The organism is Thainema salinarum CENA647 (genome assembly GCF_057732415.1).
Genome location: NZ_JBYJZJ010000015.1, coordinates 389,865 through 406,922, shown reverse-complemented (window position 1 = coordinate 406,922; position 17,058 = coordinate 389,865). Strand labels below are relative to the sequence as shown.

Annotated in this window: 20 protein-coding genes; 11 read left to right on the top strand and 9 right to left on the bottom strand. The window is 47.6% G+C overall.

The features are described from left to right. Window positions 1–302 precede the first annotated feature (302 nt). The 4 genes from AC286M_RS03660 (at window position 303) to AC286M_RS03645 (ending at window position 3,928) form a co-directional block, all read left to right on the top strand. Window positions 303–1,435, top strand: a protein-coding gene (locus tag AC286M_RS03660) for an IS630 family transposase (protein ID WP_488203093.1) whose coding sequence is annotated in 2 segments (ribosomal slippage) — window positions 303–729 and window positions 729–1,435 — 1,134 coding nt in all. Because the reading frame shifts where the segments join, the coding sequence is not laid out codon by codon here. 19 nt (window positions 1,436–1,454) lie between these two features. Further along, window positions 1,455–1,823 carry a hypothetical protein gene (locus tag AC286M_RS03655; RefSeq protein WP_488203092.1) on the top strand — a complete coding sequence of 123 codons (369 nt, stop codon included), beginning with the start codon at window positions 1,455–1,457 and terminating at the stop codon, window positions 1,821–1,823. A 127-nt stretch (window positions 1,824–1,950) separates the two neighbouring features. Beyond that, complete coding sequence (gene crtC / locus AC286M_RS03650; RefSeq protein WP_488203091.1) at window positions 1,951–2,823, top strand: cyanoexosortase C; 873 nt, start codon at window positions 1,951–1,953, stop codon at window positions 2,821–2,823. A gap of 343 nt (window positions 2,824–3,166) precedes the next feature. After that, window positions 3,167–3,928, top strand: a complete 762-nt coding sequence (locus AC286M_RS03645) for a cistern family PEP-CTERM protein (RefSeq protein WP_488203090.1) — start codon at window positions 3,167–3,169, stop codon at window positions 3,926–3,928. 94 nt (window positions 3,929–4,022) lie between these two features. On the opposite strand, the gene AC286M_RS03640 is transcribed toward AC286M_RS03645, so the two are convergent. Continuing rightward, entirely contained in the window at window positions 4,023–5,516 is a 1,494-nt protein-coding gene (locus AC286M_RS03640; protein ID WP_488203089.1) for a polysaccharide deacetylase family protein, read from the bottom strand. 530 nt (window positions 5,517–6,046) lie between these two features. On the opposite strand from AC286M_RS03640, the gene glgA reads away from it, so the two are divergent. The 3 genes from glgA to AC286M_RS03625 all read left to right on the top strand — a co-directional run bounded on the left by glgA (window position 6,047) and on the right by AC286M_RS03625 (window position 8,391). Then, window positions 6,047–7,522, top strand: a complete 1,476-nt coding sequence (gene glgA / locus AC286M_RS03635; protein ID WP_488203088.1) for a glycogen synthase GlgA — start codon at window positions 6,047–6,049, stop codon at window positions 7,520–7,522. Window positions 7,523–7,669: 147 nt separating this feature from the next. Continuing rightward, window positions 7,670–8,143 carry a hypothetical protein gene (locus AC286M_RS03630; protein WP_488203087.1) on the top strand — a complete coding sequence of 158 codons (474 nt, stop codon included), beginning with the start codon at window positions 7,670–7,672 and terminating at the stop codon, window positions 8,141–8,143. Beyond that, complete coding sequence (locus AC286M_RS03625; protein ID WP_488203086.1) at window positions 8,140–8,391, top strand: class I SAM-dependent methyltransferase; 252 nt, start codon at window positions 8,140–8,142, stop codon at window positions 8,389–8,391. The genes AC286M_RS03630 and AC286M_RS03625 overlap by 4 nt, the downstream gene beginning before the upstream one ends. Before the next feature lie 63 nt (window positions 8,392–8,454). Here the strand turns inward: AC286M_RS03625 and AC286M_RS03620 are convergent, their stop codons facing one another. Next, window positions 8,455–8,739: a Nif11-like leader peptide family natural product precursor gene (locus AC286M_RS03620; RefSeq protein ID WP_488203085.1), complete on the bottom strand. Its 285-nt coding sequence runs from the start codon at window positions 8,737–8,739 to the stop codon at window positions 8,455–8,457. Between the two features lie 210 nt (window positions 8,740–8,949). After that, window positions 8,950–10,551 (bottom strand): helix-turn-helix domain-containing protein, encoded by a 1,602-nt coding sequence (locus tag AC286M_RS03615; protein WP_488203084.1) that lies wholly within the window; start codon window positions 10,549–10,551, stop codon window positions 8,950–8,952. A 612-nt stretch (window positions 10,552–11,163) separates the two neighbouring features. Between AC286M_RS03615 and AC286M_RS03610 the strand changes: the two genes are divergently transcribed. The 4 genes from AC286M_RS03610 to AC286M_RS03595 all read left to right on the top strand — a co-directional run bounded on the left by AC286M_RS03610 (window position 11,164) and on the right by AC286M_RS03595 (window position 13,294). Further along, window positions 11,164–11,703, top strand: a complete 540-nt coding sequence (locus AC286M_RS03610; protein WP_488203083.1) for a hypothetical protein — start codon at window positions 11,164–11,166, stop codon at window positions 11,701–11,703. 321 nt (window positions 11,704–12,024) lie between these two features. After that, window positions 12,025–12,438, top strand: a complete 414-nt coding sequence (locus tag AC286M_RS03605) for an ArsC/Spx/MgsR family protein (RefSeq protein ID WP_488203082.1) — start codon at window positions 12,025–12,027, stop codon at window positions 12,436–12,438. A 37-nt stretch (window positions 12,439–12,475) separates the two neighbouring features. Then, window positions 12,476–12,793, top strand: a complete 318-nt coding sequence (locus AC286M_RS03600) for a hypothetical protein (RefSeq protein ID WP_488203081.1) — start codon at window positions 12,476–12,478, stop codon at window positions 12,791–12,793. Window positions 12,794–12,928: 135 nt separating this feature from the next. Beyond that, a complete protein-coding gene (locus tag AC286M_RS03595) occupies window positions 12,929–13,294 on the top strand; it encodes a hypothetical protein (protein WP_488203080.1) in 366 nt (121 codons plus the stop codon). Window positions 13,295–13,502: 208 nt separating this feature from the next. Here AC286M_RS03595 and AC286M_RS03590 read toward each other — a convergent pair whose 3' ends face one another. The 6 genes from AC286M_RS03590 to dpsA form a co-directional block, all read right to left on the bottom strand. After that, on the bottom strand, window positions 13,503–13,661 hold the full coding sequence (locus AC286M_RS03590; RefSeq protein WP_488203079.1) for a hypothetical protein: 159 nt from the start codon (window positions 13,659–13,661) through the stop codon (window positions 13,503–13,505). A 167-nt stretch (window positions 13,662–13,828) separates the two neighbouring features. Further along, entirely contained in the window at window positions 13,829–14,503 is a 675-nt protein-coding gene (locus tag AC286M_RS03585) for a (2Fe-2S) ferredoxin domain-containing protein (RefSeq protein ID WP_488203078.1), read from the bottom strand. A gap of 90 nt (window positions 14,504–14,593) precedes the next feature. Then, a complete protein-coding gene (nifT, locus tag AC286M_RS03580) occupies window positions 14,594–14,797 on the bottom strand; it encodes a putative nitrogen fixation protein NifT (RefSeq protein WP_488203077.1) in 204 nt (67 codons plus the stop codon). 128 nt (window positions 14,798–14,925) lie between these two features. Then, window positions 14,926–16,062, bottom strand: coding sequence for a homocitrate synthase (gene nifV / locus AC286M_RS03575; RefSeq protein ID WP_488203076.1), 1,137 nt, complete (start codon window positions 16,060–16,062; stop codon window positions 14,926–14,928). 111 nt (window positions 16,063–16,173) lie between these two features. After that, complete coding sequence (locus AC286M_RS03570; RefSeq protein ID WP_488203075.1) at window positions 16,174–16,305, bottom strand: hypothetical protein; 132 nt, start codon at window positions 16,303–16,305, stop codon at window positions 16,174–16,176. A gap of 190 nt (window positions 16,306–16,495) precedes the next feature. After that, entirely contained in the window at window positions 16,496–17,035 is a 540-nt protein-coding gene (gene dpsA / locus AC286M_RS03565) for a DNA starvation/stress protection protein DpsA (protein ID WP_488203074.1), read from the bottom strand. Window positions 17,036–17,058: the final 23 nt, after the last annotated feature.

The window sequence follows — 17,058 nt, the reverse complement described above, 5'->3', positions numbered from 1 at the left end:
TCTGTGTTCATGAATTTTTCACATGAAGGACTGTAGTTTTATGCCTACTTCATTAAGATCTAAAAGTTTTAAAGGTTACGATATCAGTACAGCTTGTTTATTAATTGGAATAACAGCGCTAGCAAGCTTTGTAATAAATATACTAGCCTTTGCATTAACTCCAGATCTATATTCAGTTCAGTGGAGAGTCACATTCCTGGAACAGGTTGCAAATCGCAGTATTGCTCTCTTACTAGTGGTCAGTCAATAAAAGGATGACGGGTAAAAGAGTAAGATGAAGTCAGTGCAATCAAGGTGCTGACATGGTCAAAAAGTACATCGTAAGCTTAAGCGAAGCAGAACGACAAGAACTCGAACAAATGGTTAAAACGGGCAAACGAGCGGCTTATACGATCAATCATGCCCGGATTCTCCTGAAAGCAGATTGCAATCAACCAAGTGGGAGTTGGCGTGACCAGGAGATTAAAGATGCCTTTGGCATGAGTATCAGAACGATTGAGCGGGTGCGTCAGCGATTTGTCGAGGAAGGACTGGAAGCGGCGCTGAAGTGCCGTCCCGGTGGCGGTCGAAAACGGAAATTAAATGGCGAGGTTGAGGCGCATTTGATTGCATTGCGCTGTAGCGAGGTTCCGAAGGGAAAGGGGCGATGGACATTGCGGTTGCTAGCAGATCAGATGGTCGAGTTGAACTATGTTGAGCAACTGAGCCATGAGAGTGTGCGACAAGTGCTGAAAAAAACGAACTGCAACCCTGGCGACAAGAGTGCTGGGTAATTCCGCCTGAACAATCAGCCGAGTTTGTCTGGCGCATGGAATGCGTGTTGGAGGTGTATCAAACAGCTTACAATCCCAAGATTCCTGTGATTTGCATTGATGAGGCAACCAAACAATTAGTCAAAGAAACCCTGGTTCCCATTCCTGCTGAACGGGGACACCCCAAACGCTTCAATTATGAATATGAACGCAATGGTACAGCGAATCTGTTTATGATTTGTGAGCCAATGGTGGGATGGCGGCGGGTGGAAGTGACGCAGCACCGCACGGCACTCGATTATGCTCACTTGCTCAAAACGTTGGTTGATTCAGATTATGTTCAGGCAGAGAAACTGATTGTGATTCAAGATAATCTCAATACCCATTCGCCCGCATCGCTCTACAAAGCGTTTGAGCCACAAGAAGCACAGCGAATCTTGAGTCGGTTGGACTTTTGTCATACGCCCAAGCATGGAAGTTGGTTGAATATGGCAGAAATCGAATTGAGTATTCTCAGTCGTCAATGTTTAGATCGTCGTATTCCTGATTTGGAGACGCTCAAATCCGAGGTTGATGCCTGGCAGGACAATCGTAATCACGAAGAAACCTGGATTGATTGGCGGTTTACAACAGCCGATGCCAGGGTTAAATTACATAGACTTTACCCGTCAATTATTAATTGACTGAACACTAGGCTTTGGCTTGGTTTTTTATAGTTTATCTAGTAATCCAGAGTTACGCAAAAAGCTAGCATCTATATGTTTAATAATTGGTCTTTTATTTCAGATGAGCTGCATACTAACTATTCATGATACGCTAGCGCTTCAAGGACAAGCCTCTGAAAATATTTCTCAACAAAGCCGACAGGCGAAAGAACAGATACAAGAGAACTCTAGTAGTTTAGGTGGTTCACAGCAGGTTGATCAGGCGATTCGACAAATAACATTACAGGAGGAAAATTTGCAGCAAAGAGCTAAATCAGATATTACTCGTGCAGGAATTGTTAGTTTAGGCAATCTTTTTATTCCAGGCATTGGCCTAATTGGATTAGGCTGGCTTGCCTTAAAGTAGTGAGATCTGGTGGTTGATATTAAGCCAGTTTTGAACTGGGCTCTGGAAAATCAGCTCTGGAATGCGTAATCAGACTTATATATAAAGAGTAATGATTTGGAATAAGAGAACTTGTTACCGATGTTTTGTGCAAGTTCTGGAATTTGCACATACTGTTCATGGATTGATAGTTCTATCAGGTTTATTTGTTGGTCTGTGCTATTTCCCTGCCTGGTTTGGCTACTTGTTCAAACGAGCTATGGAAGGAGCCACAAGTTGGTTCCTAATTCTGGTAATGCTTGGCTTCATTGGCGTCGAACTCTGGCAACAGCGTCATTCGATCAGAAAAATTATTCCTAATCCTGAAGACAGGACTTTAGGCCATGCACTGATAGTTTTCGGGGTTTTCTTGTATCCCTTCTGTCGTTTTGCTCTCTGGTCCCAGGCAATCGTTTGGCTGATGATTCTGTTGGGTGTAGTAATCAGTTCTTGGGGATTGCCTTTCCTCTTGCAGCACAAGCTTTCTACATTTTTTATTTGTTTAACGGTTTACCCTAGATTAGGCATCATTTCGCGTGCGGTCTGGGAGTTTTTTTTCCCGCCCTTTGCGTTGGAAGGCATTATGGCAGAGATTGCAGCAGTTGGCCTTAATGGTTTGGGTTTCCAGTCCATAGCAGATGGAAGATTTATTTTGTTTCCTAAAGGTGCAGTTGAGGTGGGTTGGGGTTGTAATGGTTTAGACATGGCCATTACAGTCGCGGCTGTTGGCCTATTTATAGGACTTATCTTTAAGCAGTCTTTCTCTGAAATTATAAAATTTATGACCGTAGGTGTGATGATGGCGTTCTTGGCGAACATACCTCGTCTCATGCTAGTTGCCGTTGCTTATGTATATTGGGGTCAAGCTTGGTTTAAGTTTTGGCATGGCTTTTGGGGAGGTCAAGTCTTTGCGACAGTTCTGATCACGTTTTATTACTACTTAGTTATGTTTTCCGTAAGGTCGCCGAATTCGTCAACGTAAGGCTTTTGTGAAGAGACTGTGTTTCTACGGTTCTGCAACTAGCAATTTAATACTGAATTTTGTAAAATTTCTGACCAGAGAGAAATTCTGGCTGTGCTTGACTTTAAACAATTATAGGCTCTGCTCTGCCGTACAGGATCTGAGCTTCTCTGTAAAGGTACGGATAAACTATGCCAGCGATCGCTTTTTCTGTCTTTGAACCCTCGTTATCTTGAGCACATTGAAAAGATTCAGTTATTTGATCTAAGACAATGTTCTTAAAGATAAGGTCGAGCTTAGGGTTGTTTGAGCAAGGGTGCAGACTCGTTCTTATTCTTTAGAACCAACGCAAAGATGGTGATTTATGAACCGTACTTTTTTAACCGGGACGCTTGTGGCAGGTGCGCTTGCTACAGCGTCTGTGGTGTTTGCTGAACCAGCAAGTGCACTTACTTGGGATTGGCGCGATCCCTCTTGGGCTGAACTTACTGCTGATCATGTAGGAACATCCTTTGATGTTTTTTTCTACGAATCTACTATTAATGGCACATCTGTTGAAGGACTTAATGCCACTGCAAACTTCGCACTAAAAGCGTTTGTAGCTGCTCAAGATGGTCAACGAGATTATATTGACTTCGATATAACGCTGACTAACTGGAGTAACAGTGACATTTGGGATTCCGCCCGTTTATCTGGTCTGGCTTTTGCTATTGATCCCGATGCTGTGGCTGCCACGTCTAATGGCACTTTTGATAACGCCATCATCAACGGAAATTACCCCGAAGGCTATAGAACTGTTGATGTTTGCTACACCGATGGAAATGCCTGTCCAGGTGGCCGAAACGGTGGTGTCTCCCTAGGAGATACAGGTAGTTTCTACACTAGAATCTTTTTTGATGATGGTGCACTGGGTGAAAGCGTCAGAGTCAGAATGGATCAATTCCTAGTGCGTTGGCAGAGCCTGACCAGCAATGCTGATGGCAGATATGGGAATACGTATAAGGGTGCGAGTGGCGTTGGTACTGGTCAAGTACCGACTCCTGCTCTGATCCCAAGTATCTTAGGTGCTGGCATTGCCGCTTTCCGGAAAAAGCGGCAGGAGAAAAAGCTACAAGAACAAGTCTAGTTCTGCCAATATCTTGCCATCAAGAAACAGGATGCCTTTTATGAAAGGCATCCTGTTTTTTTAGTTCAGTATCACAGTATTAATTTCGGTGGGCTTAACCCATCACGCTTTCACCGCGACGGTAAATCTCTTGAGCATAATCCGTCCAAGCGCCCTGTCCCCAGTAGCGGAAACAGCTCGTCTCCAGCAGCATCACATAGAGCAGCGCTTCCTGATATTCCTGGCTCCGCGTCACCGAAGGATCAGCCTGCACCGCACGGTCGAACTTCTCATGGAACTTGGCGCTCAGCGTTGCCATTGGGCCAAGCACATTCTCGTAGCCACGTACCCAGCTCAGGTCGTTTGTCCAGGATGCACCGTCCATGCTGAATTGGTGGTCAGAAGCTTGCAATTCCTCAATTGCCGCCTGAACCTTTTCCGGTGTGGCGCTGTCGGGATCAACCCGCTGCCAAATCTTGTGTTGATGCACAGCTTGGCAGGTCGGATAGTCATCGGGGTTCACGCCAGAAGCTTCCAGCAGTTCGATGTATTCGGTGCCGTTTAGACCGACGACGCCTTCGACGCTGCGGCCATTGTCCTTGATGTCATACCAAACGGGCTGGAAATCGCGCGGAAACTCATTCATCATCACGCCGCCGTTTTCGCCATCGGCAATTTGGGTGACACAGGAGGGCACGTTCTGGTCGCCAATTTGCTGCCGACCGCGACCTTTAGCTTCGTGGTAAGGCTGCATCTGCGCCACCAGCTTGGTGTCGGAACCCTGGGTTTTAATCAGTGCCGTAATGCTAATCGTTTCGCCTCTGGTGTTGCGAGCCACTAGGCGATTGGGAACGTATTTGTGCTCGTGCCAGATGCCAGAGCCGTCCAGACGCTCAACCGAGTGTTCCTGCACCATCAGCCACTTATAGCCGCATTCTTTCAGCGCCTTGATGTACTCATACAGCGTATCGGGGTGGTTGGGCAGGTGCATTTCCGGTGGCGAGAAGCCCTTGACCCGCTTCAGCGCATCATAGCCAAAGAGGGCCGCAAAGTAGTGCTGCCAGGCCTGAATTTGCAGCTTCAGGTCAGGGATCGGTGTCGAGGGCACCACTGCATGGCTCCACATGGTGCCGAGCCATTCCACGTAGGGATAGTAAGTGCGATCGCAGGCAATCTTTTTCAAATTGTCCAGCACATCATGGCGACCCATCTGGTGCAAACCCCAGAGCAAATTACCGGAATAGTCCAGCATGATGCGGGGATTGCAGCCGTCGTTCACCAGATTGGGGATAAATTCACCCATGCGGCTGTAGCACCAGGCGAAGACGTTGGCGTTGTGATTGTCACCCTGATCCGGATGTTCAAACATGTGCTGCAAATTGCAGATCAGTTCGCCATTGGCACCTGCCGGAATCGTCGGCTGATGCATGTGAAGCGCGCAGGCGAACCCCGCAGAAATTTTGTCGAGGCTGAGGTTAGTAACGGGCAGAAATACGGGATCGTCATGCTGCACCACAGCCGTAATATCCGATTCCCATCCACAAATATTGGGAAAGCCGGAGCGAGTTGCCTCCAACTCCGGTCGTTGTGAGGGGGCTTGAGCAACCATAAATTGTCCTTATGTGTGTGCAGAACTAGCAAACTCAAATCAAAAATCCGGTTAAAAATCCAGAGCTTGTTTGGGTAGTGGTGTTTCAGTAATGATTTCTCGTTGTGCGGGCACCGCCCACACAACGAGAAATCATTACCGTTTGAGGACTACCCTTGTTTGATAAAACCTTGTGCTGCAAACGTTTTATAGAAGCGAAGTGAATTCTTACACACGGATCTGATATTACCGTCGTCGGGCGGCAGAGTTACTTCTGATGATAGGCGAGAATTCCTCTTTCGGTGGCTTAAGCTGAAATAAGTGATGTCACAGGGTTTTACATTGTTTTGCGAAGCTTAATCCAGTTCCCAACGGACAGTATTGTTAAAGATAACAGTGCATATACTCAAAAGTGGTATGGGAGCGATGTCATCACTGGCTTACAGCAGGCGGGGATCAAAAATCAAGCCAAATGACTTGCCAAGAAACCATTTCCTCGTTTGAATGTAAAGCATAAGAATGATGAATTTATATGAAGCAGAGGATAGCGTATGTACATTGTGCAGATTGCGTCTGAGTGCGCCCCAGTCATTAAGGCGGGTGGACTAGGAGACGTCGTGTATGGCCTGAGTCGGGACATCGACATGCGGGGTCATACCGTTGAGACCATTCTGCCGATGTATGACTGCATGCGGTACGACCACATTTGGGGATTGCATGATGCCTACCGGGATTTGATCGTGCCCTGGTATGGCGGTTCGATTCACTGCGATGTTTTTTGCGGCTGGGTACACGGCCAGCTCTGCTTTTTTATTCAGCCTCATTCCGGCGACAATTTCTTTAATCGCGGCAAGTACTATGGCGATCTAGATGACCACATGCGGTTTGCCTTTTTCAGTAAGGCCGCACTAGAGTTTCTCCTCGTTTCTAACAAGCGTCCTGACGTGATCCACTGTCACGATTGGCAAACAGGTTTGATCCCCGTCATGCTGTACGAAATGTATGGCTGGCACGGTATGGGTACTCAGCGAGTCTGCTACACCATCCACAACTTTAAGCACCAGGGCGTCTGGAGCGCAGAACCCCTGTGGGCAACGGGTTTGAACCGGGAGGATTACTACTTCGAATATGGTCGCCTGCGGGACAACAACAATCCCAATGCCATCAACTTCATGCAGGGCGGCATCGTGTACTCCAACTATGTGAATACCGTATCGCCGCACCACGCTTGGGAAGCCCGTTTCAGCGAAGTGGGCTGCGGTTTACAGCCAACGCTGGAAACCCATCAGCACAAGTTCGGCGGCATTCTCAACGGCATCAGCTATCAAACCTGGAATCCTGAAACTGATCAGTACATTCCGTATCACTTCAGTGCAGATAACTTTGAGGACAAAGCGCTGAATAAGAAGTCACTGCGGGAGTGGTTGGATCTGCGTCAAGCCGATCGACCGCTGGTCTGCTACATCGGGCGTTTAGATGATCAGAAGGGTGTCCATCTGGTTCACCATGCCATCTACTATTCTTTGCAACGGAATGCTCAGTTTGTACTATTGGGTTCTGCCACGGCAGACAGCATCAATAGCTGGTTCTGGCATGAGAAGCAGCACCTCAAAGATAACCCCGATTGCCATTTGGAACTGGGCTTCAATGAGGAGCTAGCGCACCTGATCTATGCGGCAGCAGATATTGTGATCGTGCCGAGTAACTATGAACCTTGCGGATTAACCCAGCTGATTGGTTTACGCTACGGTACGGTGCCCGTGGTACGTGGTGTTGGCGGACTGGTCAATACCGTGTTCGACTGGGATTATGACGAAGCCCATCGTCCAGAAGAGCGCAACGGTTTCGTATTCTACGAGTCTGATTTTAATGCTATCGACTTCGCTCTCGGTCGGGCACTGGATTTGTATTACGACCAGCCGGAACTCTTTAAGGAGTTAGCGAAACAGGGCATGGCCTGCGATTATTCCTGGAGCCGCTCCGGTGAACAATACGTCGGCGTATACGAACACATTCGCCATAAGTAAAAATCTTAAGTAGCCTGTAGGGTGGGCATTGCCCACCTTATAAGGCACTATTTTGATGTGTAGCCCCGTATAGCGCATGTTGGGTTTCCTTCGTCAACCCAACCTACAGTTGCTATATCATGATTGGCTCTTTTGGCCATGAGAACTGTGAAGCAAACGTCAACGCAGTTAATAATTCAGCATTCGCCAGTGCTGAGCTGGTTGGCCTGTGGAATTTTATTGATGATTGGGCTATCCGCATTTGCTGTCCCTGCAACGTCATCAGACGAAGGGTTAGCTGTTTATATCTTGGCCTGGATCTCCATAGGTTTTGGTGTGTTTTTAGTATTTTCTAGCAGAACTATTACATGGAGCTTTGATAAAGAGAATGGGAATTTGCTGATTAACGAGAAATTTCTACTCAGCAAAAAAGTTACTGAATACTCGCTCCAGGACATTTCAGAAGTGAAGTTAGATTCCAAAGTTGCGGATAGTGACGGGAAAGAGCTACTTGGGAATAGATTTGGTGTGAAACTTGTACTTTCACGCAGACAACATTTACATCTCTGTCCGGATTTATCTCTTCCTATCTCTGTAGCAGAAGAAGCAATTCACCGAATATCTGCATTTCTAAAAACTTGAATAGTTGTAAGCACGGGCAATACGGCATTGCTAACGGTTTAGTCGTGGATCTAGGTTGCGGGAGCGGGTTGTCAGCTCAGGGGTTAGTCAAAGCTAGCTATCAGGTTCTGGGGATTGACTGGTCAGAGGCATTAATTGCGATCGCAGTTGACCGAGTTCCCCAAGCTGAGTTTCGAGTTAGCTCGTTCCTAAGTCTGTACCCAAAACAAAAGAGGCCATTTGGCTACCGTAATGCGGCGGCAAAATAACCTCTTCTAGTACCAGTTTTATAGGGCGCAATTCGTATATATCGTATATAGCTTCTAAAGCCTTTACGAATTGGAATCACCACTGAACGGTTGAACGCCTGTTTCAGGATAATCATCACTTGAGGGGCTAAAAATCCGGCCAATTGCCTCTGCTAATACGCTGAAGAAACCGGGCTGGTGTCTTAACTCCTTCATTGCTTCATCCACATGCTCAGACGAGAAATCATATCCGGCCTGATTTCCCACCCCGACCAAATCCTCCGGGGATTTGGCTGATTTCAATTGCGCTTGTAGCTGTTCATCATTAGCGGCATCCGTTAAAAAGTTCAATACATTTTCTTTAGACATATAGCTAAACCTCTTATTTAACGACGCTATGAATGTTTGAGCACCATGCTCTACAGCTAAATTGTAGCGAATATGACAAGATGCGGTTCTTTGGGATTTTTGATATGTAACGCACTTGAATCAGGAGAGTCCTCAAAGGGTAACGAACGATGTTGGTGAGCAGGATCGCCCGCACCACCCAACATCATTACCCATGTCCCACTACTTGAATTAGATCCCCAACGTTTTGCGGAGTAGGTTTTGGTCGTCAGGACTAATACTGAAGCGCCCTTTCTCAATATCACGTACCCAGCTTTGGCTTTTGCCTAGACGATCTGCTAATGTGCGCTGAGTAAGATTTTGCTGTCGTCGAGCTGCTTTAATTGCGGTTCCAGAGAGAGAGTCGTCTGGTTGGGCCTTGCGAGACTGGGTTGAGCGCCGCCGCCGCTTTTGGGTCGTTCGTTTGACGGTTTGCTGCCATTCTTCGGGCAGTTCAAATCCAAGTAGACGAGCATTCAGCAACCGCTGCCATTTATTCCGGGGGGCAGTATCCGTTAAGCTGAGGACTTGATTGGCGTCTTCCGTCCAGAATTCAAGCGCATCTTCGGCATCGTCCGGGATGTCTGCTACCCTGGCCCAGAGCGGCTGAATTGCCGGAGGATAGGTGTCTGGATCAAAGATGGGCTTAAGTCCGTAGTAGTAGACAGTTTCCAAATCGCTTTCGAACGTTTTGAGCAGGCGCTTATGGGCACCACGTATATTCATCGTGGCTGTGACGCGCTCCTCACCATAGGCAATGCGCAGCAGGGTGCGAATGGTGATGCGGTGGTCACTTCCTAACCGCAACTTGAACAGTAACCACAGCAATAGGCGAATGGCTCCTTCATGCTGCTGCCAGTTACTCATCACTTCTGAGAGGAGAGACTGGGGGAGTGTACCGTACTGATAAAACGCAGTTTGACGATGATAATCTTGCCGATTAAGAAAGTGCTGCGTCCAGATTCCGGCTTGGATCGTAAAACTTAAGCCAATCAGGTGGCGACTGCCTTGGTCATCTTTTTCAAAGTAATACTGAGTATCCAGCAGTTGCCAGATGGCATGTTCCTGAATTTTGAAGGGCTGGACTTTACCTTGACGTGGCCAGTCAACCGTCACCATAATTTGGCAAACCTGATACACCATGTCCTTGATCAGGGTCAGGCGCTCTAGCTTTGTCAGATCTTTGCGCTTGTCTAGTCCTAAATATTGTTCAATTTGCTGGTCGTTGATCGTAAATGGTTCTTGCCAGGGGCAGTCGAGCGTGGTGGTGTAGGCGGCAAAAATTAGGTGAATGCAGGTGGCCCGAATATCAAAGTTTGCGATCGCATCCAAACCCTCATCCATGATCATCGGTTGCAGCAATTCGGCTTCTGGATCGGCAGCTAAACGAAACTGTAGCTCTCCACGACCACGATGAACCGGGCGCTGATAGCAAAGATGCTGCTCCGCATCGGTTTGCCAGGGCAGTGACTGCCGCTGGGCCAGGAGGGTGCAGGCTTCCCATACCACCATTGAGGAGGCAAAGGGCGTTGTTTTGCCATTCAGGAAGATATCGAGTAGCGCTGCGGGTAATAAGCTGCTTTTATGGCGTCCTTTTTTCGGCTGTAAGGGGGCGAGTGAACCAACGCTGCATACCTCAACACAGCGAGGCATGTCTAAATCATGGCAGCCATCACACAGAGTCGGATCAATCCAGTAGCCTTCGCGATCAGTTGTAGGCTTAATCGCTCCATTTGGGCACTCAGGATAGCAGCTATCGCAACTAATACAACCGTCTTTAATCGTATAAACCATAGGTAAAAGGCGACTAATTTAGTTTCAAATTCAGCTTGAATAAAACGTTGAGGCTATTGAGAGTGCTAGAGCGGATCGCGATTGGTAAGTTCCCTTGAACATTGAAGGAAAACTAGACGCGATCGCAACTCGCTATGCGGTAGCTAAAGATGAGAAATTTCAATTTGTACTCTTTTAGAGTTAACTAAAAATCGCAACCATTCTCTATCTAATCCGATACGATTTAATTATTTTTTAACGGTAGGCTAGATAGTGTTTATAGCGAGCTATACAGACTAATCGTTTGTCACTGAAAATACGGTTTTTTCCGCCAAAAGCTGGCCAGTTCTTAACAGTATTTCGACATTTATACTGAGATTCATGAAAATTAAAAACAGTTCACAAAAAGTTATGCTTTAGTAGCCTACTACAATCTGGATATTTAGAAAAACAGGTTGTAAGTTCTCTGGAGAACTAAAGTAAAAAGTCTCGAAATTACCGATTTTGTGGCGTGGTTTAGTATCGCAAGATACGGAATATTTGCCTCAAGTATTCCCTAATAGGTTTAAGAGAGTGCGCAAGTTTGAATGAATTAGATCAAATACACAATAAGTCTGCTGAGTTGATCTGTGAATGGTAGCTGTTTCAGGCTACTGGATCAATTTCCCAGCTTCAATACTTGCCATGTTCACCAAATTTAGTTCTAAATCGCCATCTTGGTTCTCTGCGAGTTCTTCTATACAGGACTTGTTTGCTGCTGCTGCACAGTCTTGGAATGATGCCGCTGTTTCAGAGCAGTATATTGAACAGGCACTAGCGCAAGCTGATGTCGGCTTTGACGTGCTGATTGGAGCTTATCGGTATTACTTCTACCGGAACCAGTTGTCCCAGGCGTTGCAGGTGGCAACGACAGTTTGCGATCGCATTTGCTCCACCGAACATTGGCCAACCGAATGGCCCAAGCTACAGCCCCTGCTGCTGGCTCACTTGGATGATCCATCTGTGCGCCTGTATCTCAGTGCCTATGTGGCTTCTGGGTTGGTGCTGGCGCGCTTAGGTCGAGTTGAAGAGGCTCAGCGGGTCGCCAATCAAGTGCAGCAGTTGGGGGCTAAAGAGTTTGGTGCTGAGCTGCTGCTGAATATTCTTAGTTCCGCTGCTGATGAGGAGGAATAGGAGTATTGCCTGGAAGCCCTCACCCTAGCCCTCTCCCGTGGGGCTACTGCTTATACATAAGTCTCCTAGACTTCGTTTCGACGTTGAGATCCTCCCTAGCCCTCTTGAAAAGGGGGGAATTGGCTCAAAGTTCCCCTTTTCAAGGGGGATTTAGGGGATCAGTCCGGGATTTAGAAGAACCATTCAGGATGTGTATAAGCAGTAGCCCCACGGGAGAGGGAACAAGAATAGGAAACAAAAATGATGGATCGGCTCCCCTCGCCCTGTGGGAGAGGGGTTGGGGGTGAGGGCAATCAACTGTTGTCACTGAGGAGTTTGATTGTGGTTACTTTAGATTTTTATGAAAAGCCCGGTTGCGTTGGCAATGCTCGGCAGAAAAAACTGCTGATTGAGGCAGGGCACAGTTTGCGCGTGTACAACCTACTGACCGAACCCTGGACTCCAGAGCGGTTACGCTTATTCTTTGGCGATCGCCCAGTTGTGGAGTGGTTTAACCCAACGGCTCCGCCCATTAAAGCGGGAGAAGTGAATCCGGCCAAACTTGATGCGGATGCGGCACTGGCGCTGATGGTGGCGCAGCCGATTTTGATTCGGCGTCCGCTGCTGCAGGTTTGCGATCGCTACACGTTTGGATTTGACCTAGCGGAAATTGATGCCTGGATTGGGTTAGCGCCGAATAGCGACCTGACTGAGGATGTCCAGAGCTGTCCTCAAGAAACTGCGATCGCAAACTGATCTTTCAAAGAATACAAAGATAAGGAGGCTATCAGCCATGATGAAGTTACCGACGACAGACGCTGAGGCTTTAGCCATGAGCTTTCTCATGGATGATCTCGAAATTCCAGTAGACGACCAGGAGTTTTTCTCAGTGTTGTCTACCCGTGAATCCGGCAGCGAATGGTATGTGGTGGAGATTGGCGTGGAAGGGCTGCCGGATAAATGGGTTTTGCAGGTCTTCGATACAGGTGAATGCGATCCTTGCTATACGTTTGTATCGCCTATGCCTGCTGGCGAAGACGCTGATCTACAGGAATTTCCGCTGCCGATTGCTACCGCTGTAGCAACGGAGCGAAGCGAAGGCCGAATTTAAAGCTGATACGAGATCTGATTGAAACCCCAATGACTTACGTTTGTGAAAGCTTGGCCTAGCCCAGCTTTCGCAAATGTAATTGGGTTCTTATACACGGACTTGATATAAATCGATGCGTTACCAACGCTCAGTTCTATGTTGCCGAACGACTTAACCCCGGAAGATTTGCCGCCTGATATAACCACCGATGTGGATGCGATGCTGCGGCGACAGCTGGAGCTTTCGACCAGCAAACTCTTCTTTGAAGCCTGTGATGGCTCAACTCAATCACTGCTGATGGAATGCCAGTGGACGATTCACATGGCCGAAGTACTGATGCTGATCATTCACTGCCCTGATCCAATTCGCAACTGGCGGATTCTCAACCGGATGGCGGCTCTAGCTGAACCGTTAGCGCAGTTTAGCACCCATGCCAAAATTCGAGTCTACCCGCCGTTAGGCATGAGTGCTCCCTTTGATATGCGCGTAAATGAGCGCTCTGAATATCGCGATCGCATTTGATACAAAGTTTGATTGAAAACCCATGACTTATTTTGTGTGAAACGTTTGCTCAGCAAACGTTTCACACAAAATAAATTGGGCTCTCATACACAGACTTGATATAAGCACCAACATGATTACCGCTATACATGCCGATAGGGGCGAATGGCCATATAGCCCTTCGGGCATGGCTTCGCTAACGCCCCTACCCAACGTAACGGTTTTAGAATCAGTAATCGTAGCTTTGGTTGAGTATAACGACTTCATTCTGACTGTGTAGATACTCGCTATAGTCAGCCAAATGGTCTAAACCAAGCAGGCTCAACCACAGCTCAGCCGTAAGCCAGAGTGATAGTCGAAATAGTAGGTAGCGGCGTTTGATTTTCATGATGCTTGGGGGAGTGTGGAAGGAATGGGGTAGATAGATTAAGTTCTAGTTGAGCTAAACGCATAGATCTCCTATTAAATGTCCTATGAATACTGACTTTTAGGCGTTTCAAGGGGTTGACATACGTTGAAATATTAATCCTGACGCGACTCAGGTTTCAATCTGGATCAGAGATCAGCATGGTTCGATCCTGAACTCAGCTCAGACGTGCAGAAATGCTCAGTAACGATGGTGGATAAGTCCTTTGCCCGCAGCCGATCATAGTGATGCTTACCCGGCATGATGGTGAGATTAGGCGCTTTGGAACAGCGTTTTTGGCAGCCCGTATATTTGATTTCAACGTGCTCATACAGTTGATGCTGACGTAGGGCTTGTTCCAGAGCAACGACCATCTGGCGTCCACCCCGCTTTTGGCAGCCTGACTTGCGGCAAACCAAGATCGTGTTGCGCTTCGTGCGGCGCGGGGCGTCTTGAGAACCAGATTGGGGTTGTGTTGGTATCGCACTCACTTTAGAGAGTGGTGAGACTGTGGCCAAATTAGTGGAAGCAGAATTGGATTCTGTTTTGCTGAAATCTGCGATCGCAAAAACCTGATAGGCTTTGAGCCTGATCGCGCCTGCTTCGAAATCCACTTGGCTTGAACCAATGCAGCGTACCCGACAGCCAATCTGGAGATGCTGCTGTAAGCAGGTGCGGAGTTCTTTTGGCAGCTTCACCGTTAGCTGTTCCTGCTCAACCTCTAGTACGATTGACCTGGGCTTATCCGGTTTCTTGCCTAGAAATCCTAAAAAGGTTCCTTCGATGCTGAATAGACCAGATGGCACTTGCTGAGGCTCTAGCATGGTGGTTCTCCTGTGGTAACGGTAAGGAATAGGGTGCATTAGTGGATAGGTAAAGGTGGGCAGTGCCCACCCTACAGAAGGAATAGCTGATTAATTCAAACGCTTGGCGTTAACAGTTTTCGGCAATTGAAATGGCTCACTCAGTCCGGCTACTGATAATTCCCAGCCGTTGGCAAGAGTGAAAATGTGAGCGTCATCTATCTGCGTTTGCTGAACGACTTCTTCTTCTAAATCCTTCTTGGCAACGTAAATCATGAGTTTGCCAGCGTGACCAGAGTGAAGCATAACTTTCATAAGGGATACCGGGTAGGGTTTAGGGAGAAAGAATGAGGAGTGAGGAGTGATATGAAATCTTATTGGAAGCCCATAGTTTGTTTTTGTAAAACGTTTGCGGAGCAAACGTTTTACAAAAAATCGGATTCTTACACTGGGGATGCCGCGTGCTGGGGAACCAGCGTTAATAGCTCTTCAATAGACAGGTTGCGCTTGAGTTGAACGGAGCGATCGCGGACGGCGTCAAGAATAGATTGGCTCGTATTGGCATCCAGCTCAATGCCATAGTCGTGTAGAACTTGATTAATTAAATGACGACCGGAATGCTTGCCAACGACGAGGCGGCGCTGCCAGCCGACTTCCTGGGGATTAAACGGTTCGTAGGTGCTGGGGTTTTGCAGCACACCGTGGGCGTGAATTCCAGACTCATGGGCGAAGGTGTTTTCGCCCACAATGGCCTTCCAGGGAGGAACAGGACAGTTCACTGTTTTAGCGATGAAGCGCGACAACTCCAAAAAATGGCGTGTTTTAATCCCAGTTTTAATGCCGTAGATTTGTTTGAGCGCCATCACGACTTCTTCCAAAGCCGCATTGCCTGCCCGTTCGCCCAGGCCGTTAACGGTAGTATTGATGGAGGTTGCTCCGGCTCGAATTCCCGCCAGAGCATTGGCTGTGGCCAAACCCATGTCGTTGTGGGTGTGCATTTCAACTGGGATATCGAGTGACGACACCAGCTTTTGCACCTTTTCAAACGTGGTAAACGGATCGAGAATGCCAACGGTGTCGCAGAAGCGGAAGCGGAACGCGCCCCATTCTTGAGCATACTGGGCCGCATCAACTAAAAACGTTTCGTTAGCCCGTGAGCTGTCTTCTCCGCCAATGCTGACTTCCAGGCCATGATCAAGCGCAAAATTGATTGAGTCTCGCAGTTGTTCCAGCATCCGCGCCCAGCGCCCCTGAAACTTGACTTTGATTTGCATATCAGAGACTGGAATCGAAATATGAATCCGCTTCAGACCGCAGGCCAGAGACGCTTGGATATCAGACAGTACAGCCCGATTCCAGCCCAGTAGCTGAGCATTAAGGCCCAAATCTGCGATCGCACGGATCGCGTTCATCTCTTCCTGTCCCATTGCCGGGATGCCGACTTCGAGTTCTTGAATACCAATGGCGTCCAAGAATTTTGCGATCGCAACCTTTTCGTCTAAGCCAAAGGCCACACCAGCAGCCTGTTCTCCGTCTCGCAAAGTTGTATCGTTGATATAAATTGAAGTTGGAGTAGACATGGCAGCCTCCAGTGGTGACATCGAGCTTGTATCCAGTCGGTGGATCAGAATCCAATTTATTGTTTTGAAAGCTTGGCTAGGCCAAGCTTTCAAAACATTCAAGCGAGCTTCTTACTCCTCAATGGTTTGATGCGGTGTGTTGTCTGGAATATCTTGCTTAGTTGGCAACACTTGGTCAAGAAAGCATTGATAGGTAAAGGCAACACCAGCAAGAAACACGGTTGCGATTAGATAAGAAAACATAGAGAGAAATGCTCCTGCAGCGTCGGATAATTCTGCTAAGACGAAACGAAGACCAGACGCTACATCCAAATCGAAGTCTGGATTATATCAAGTCTGTGGGTAAGAACCCATCATTTATTTTTTGTGAAACGTTTGCAGAGCAACGTTTCACAAAAAATAAATGATGGGTTTTCAACCAGACTTGATAGTACTACTTGATAAAGGCCAAGGTGAGGCTATCAGCAGTCAGGAAATGATCGAGGTGGAACGCCCGGTCTTCAGTCTTGAGCAGAATTTCTTCGTAAAGGTAGCGAGTGGCGCGATCGCTAACGCTTTCAGCCTGAGCCGCCAAACGGCGCAGCAGGATGATAATTTCTTGTTCTGCCGCTAGGTCATTTTCAACCATCTGGCGGCAGGTATAAGCTCCATCGGGTTCTGGAGTAAAGCAGCAGAGTTCTGCTAGGGTGGCAAACGTGCCTGCTGGTATGCCACCTAGCCCATTCAGCCGCTCAGCTACATCGTGAGCGTGACCTTGAGTGGCATCGTAGCTTTCTTGGAAAAACTCATGCAGAGAATAGAATTCTGTGCCTTCTACAACAAAGTGGTGCTTCTGGTACTGCAGATAAAGGGCTTGAAAGCTGGCATAAGCCAGATTGAGTCCTTCGCATACTGTGATCGTTACGTCTTTTTCGAGGCCAATTGGATTGTCTCCAACTTCACCAAAAGCACGAACCAGGGTTTGAGTGGTCATAAAATAACTCCAGTGGGGTAATG

Coding starts and splice junctions, on each gene's coding strand:
- glgA (WP_488203088.1), top strand. CDS start 6,047: ATGTACATTGTGCAGATTGCGTCTGAGTGCGCCCCAGTCATTAAGGCG.
- AC286M_RS03620 (WP_488203085.1), bottom strand. CDS start 8,739: ATGTCTAAAGAAAATGTATTGAACTTTTTAACGGATGCCGCTAATGAT.
- AC286M_RS03640 (WP_488203089.1), bottom strand. CDS start 5,516: ATGGTTGCTCAAGCCCCCTCACAACGACCGGAGTTGGAGGCAACTCGC.
- AC286M_RS03600 (WP_488203081.1), top strand. CDS start 12,476: ATGATGAAGTTACCGACGACAGACGCTGAGGCTTTAGCCATGAGCTTT.
- AC286M_RS03585 (WP_488203078.1), bottom strand. CDS start 14,503: ATGCTAGAGCCTCAGCAAGTGCCATCTGGTCTATTCAGCATCGAAGGA.
- dpsA (WP_488203074.1), bottom strand. CDS start 17,035: ATGACCACTCAAACCCTGGTTCGTGCTTTTGGTGAAGTTGGAGACAAT.
- AC286M_RS03595 (WP_488203080.1), top strand. CDS start 12,929: ATGTTGCCGAACGACTTAACCCCGGAAGATTTGCCGCCTGATATAACC.
- AC286M_RS03615 (WP_488203084.1), bottom strand. CDS start 10,551: ATGGTTTATACGATTAAAGACGGTTGTATTAGTTGCGATAGCTGCTAT.
- AC286M_RS03610 (WP_488203083.1), top strand. CDS start 11,164: ATGGTAGCTGTTTCAGGCTACTGGATCAATTTCCCAGCTTCAATACTT.
- AC286M_RS03570 (WP_488203075.1), bottom strand. CDS start 16,305: ATGTTTTCTTATCTAATCGCAACCGTGTTTCTTGCTGGTGTTGCCTTT.
- nifT (WP_488203077.1), bottom strand. CDS start 14,797: ATGAAAGTTATGCTTCACTCTGGTCACGCTGGCAAACTCATGATTTAC.
- AC286M_RS03590 (WP_488203079.1), bottom strand. CDS start 13,661: ATGAAAATCAAACGCCGCTACCTACTATTTCGACTATCACTCTGGCTT.
- nifV (WP_488203076.1), bottom strand. CDS start 16,062: ATGTCTACTCCAACTTCAATTTATATCAACGATACAACTTTGCGAGAC.
- AC286M_RS03645 (WP_488203090.1), top strand. CDS start 3,167: ATGAACCGTACTTTTTTAACCGGGACGCTTGTGGCAGGTGCGCTTGCT.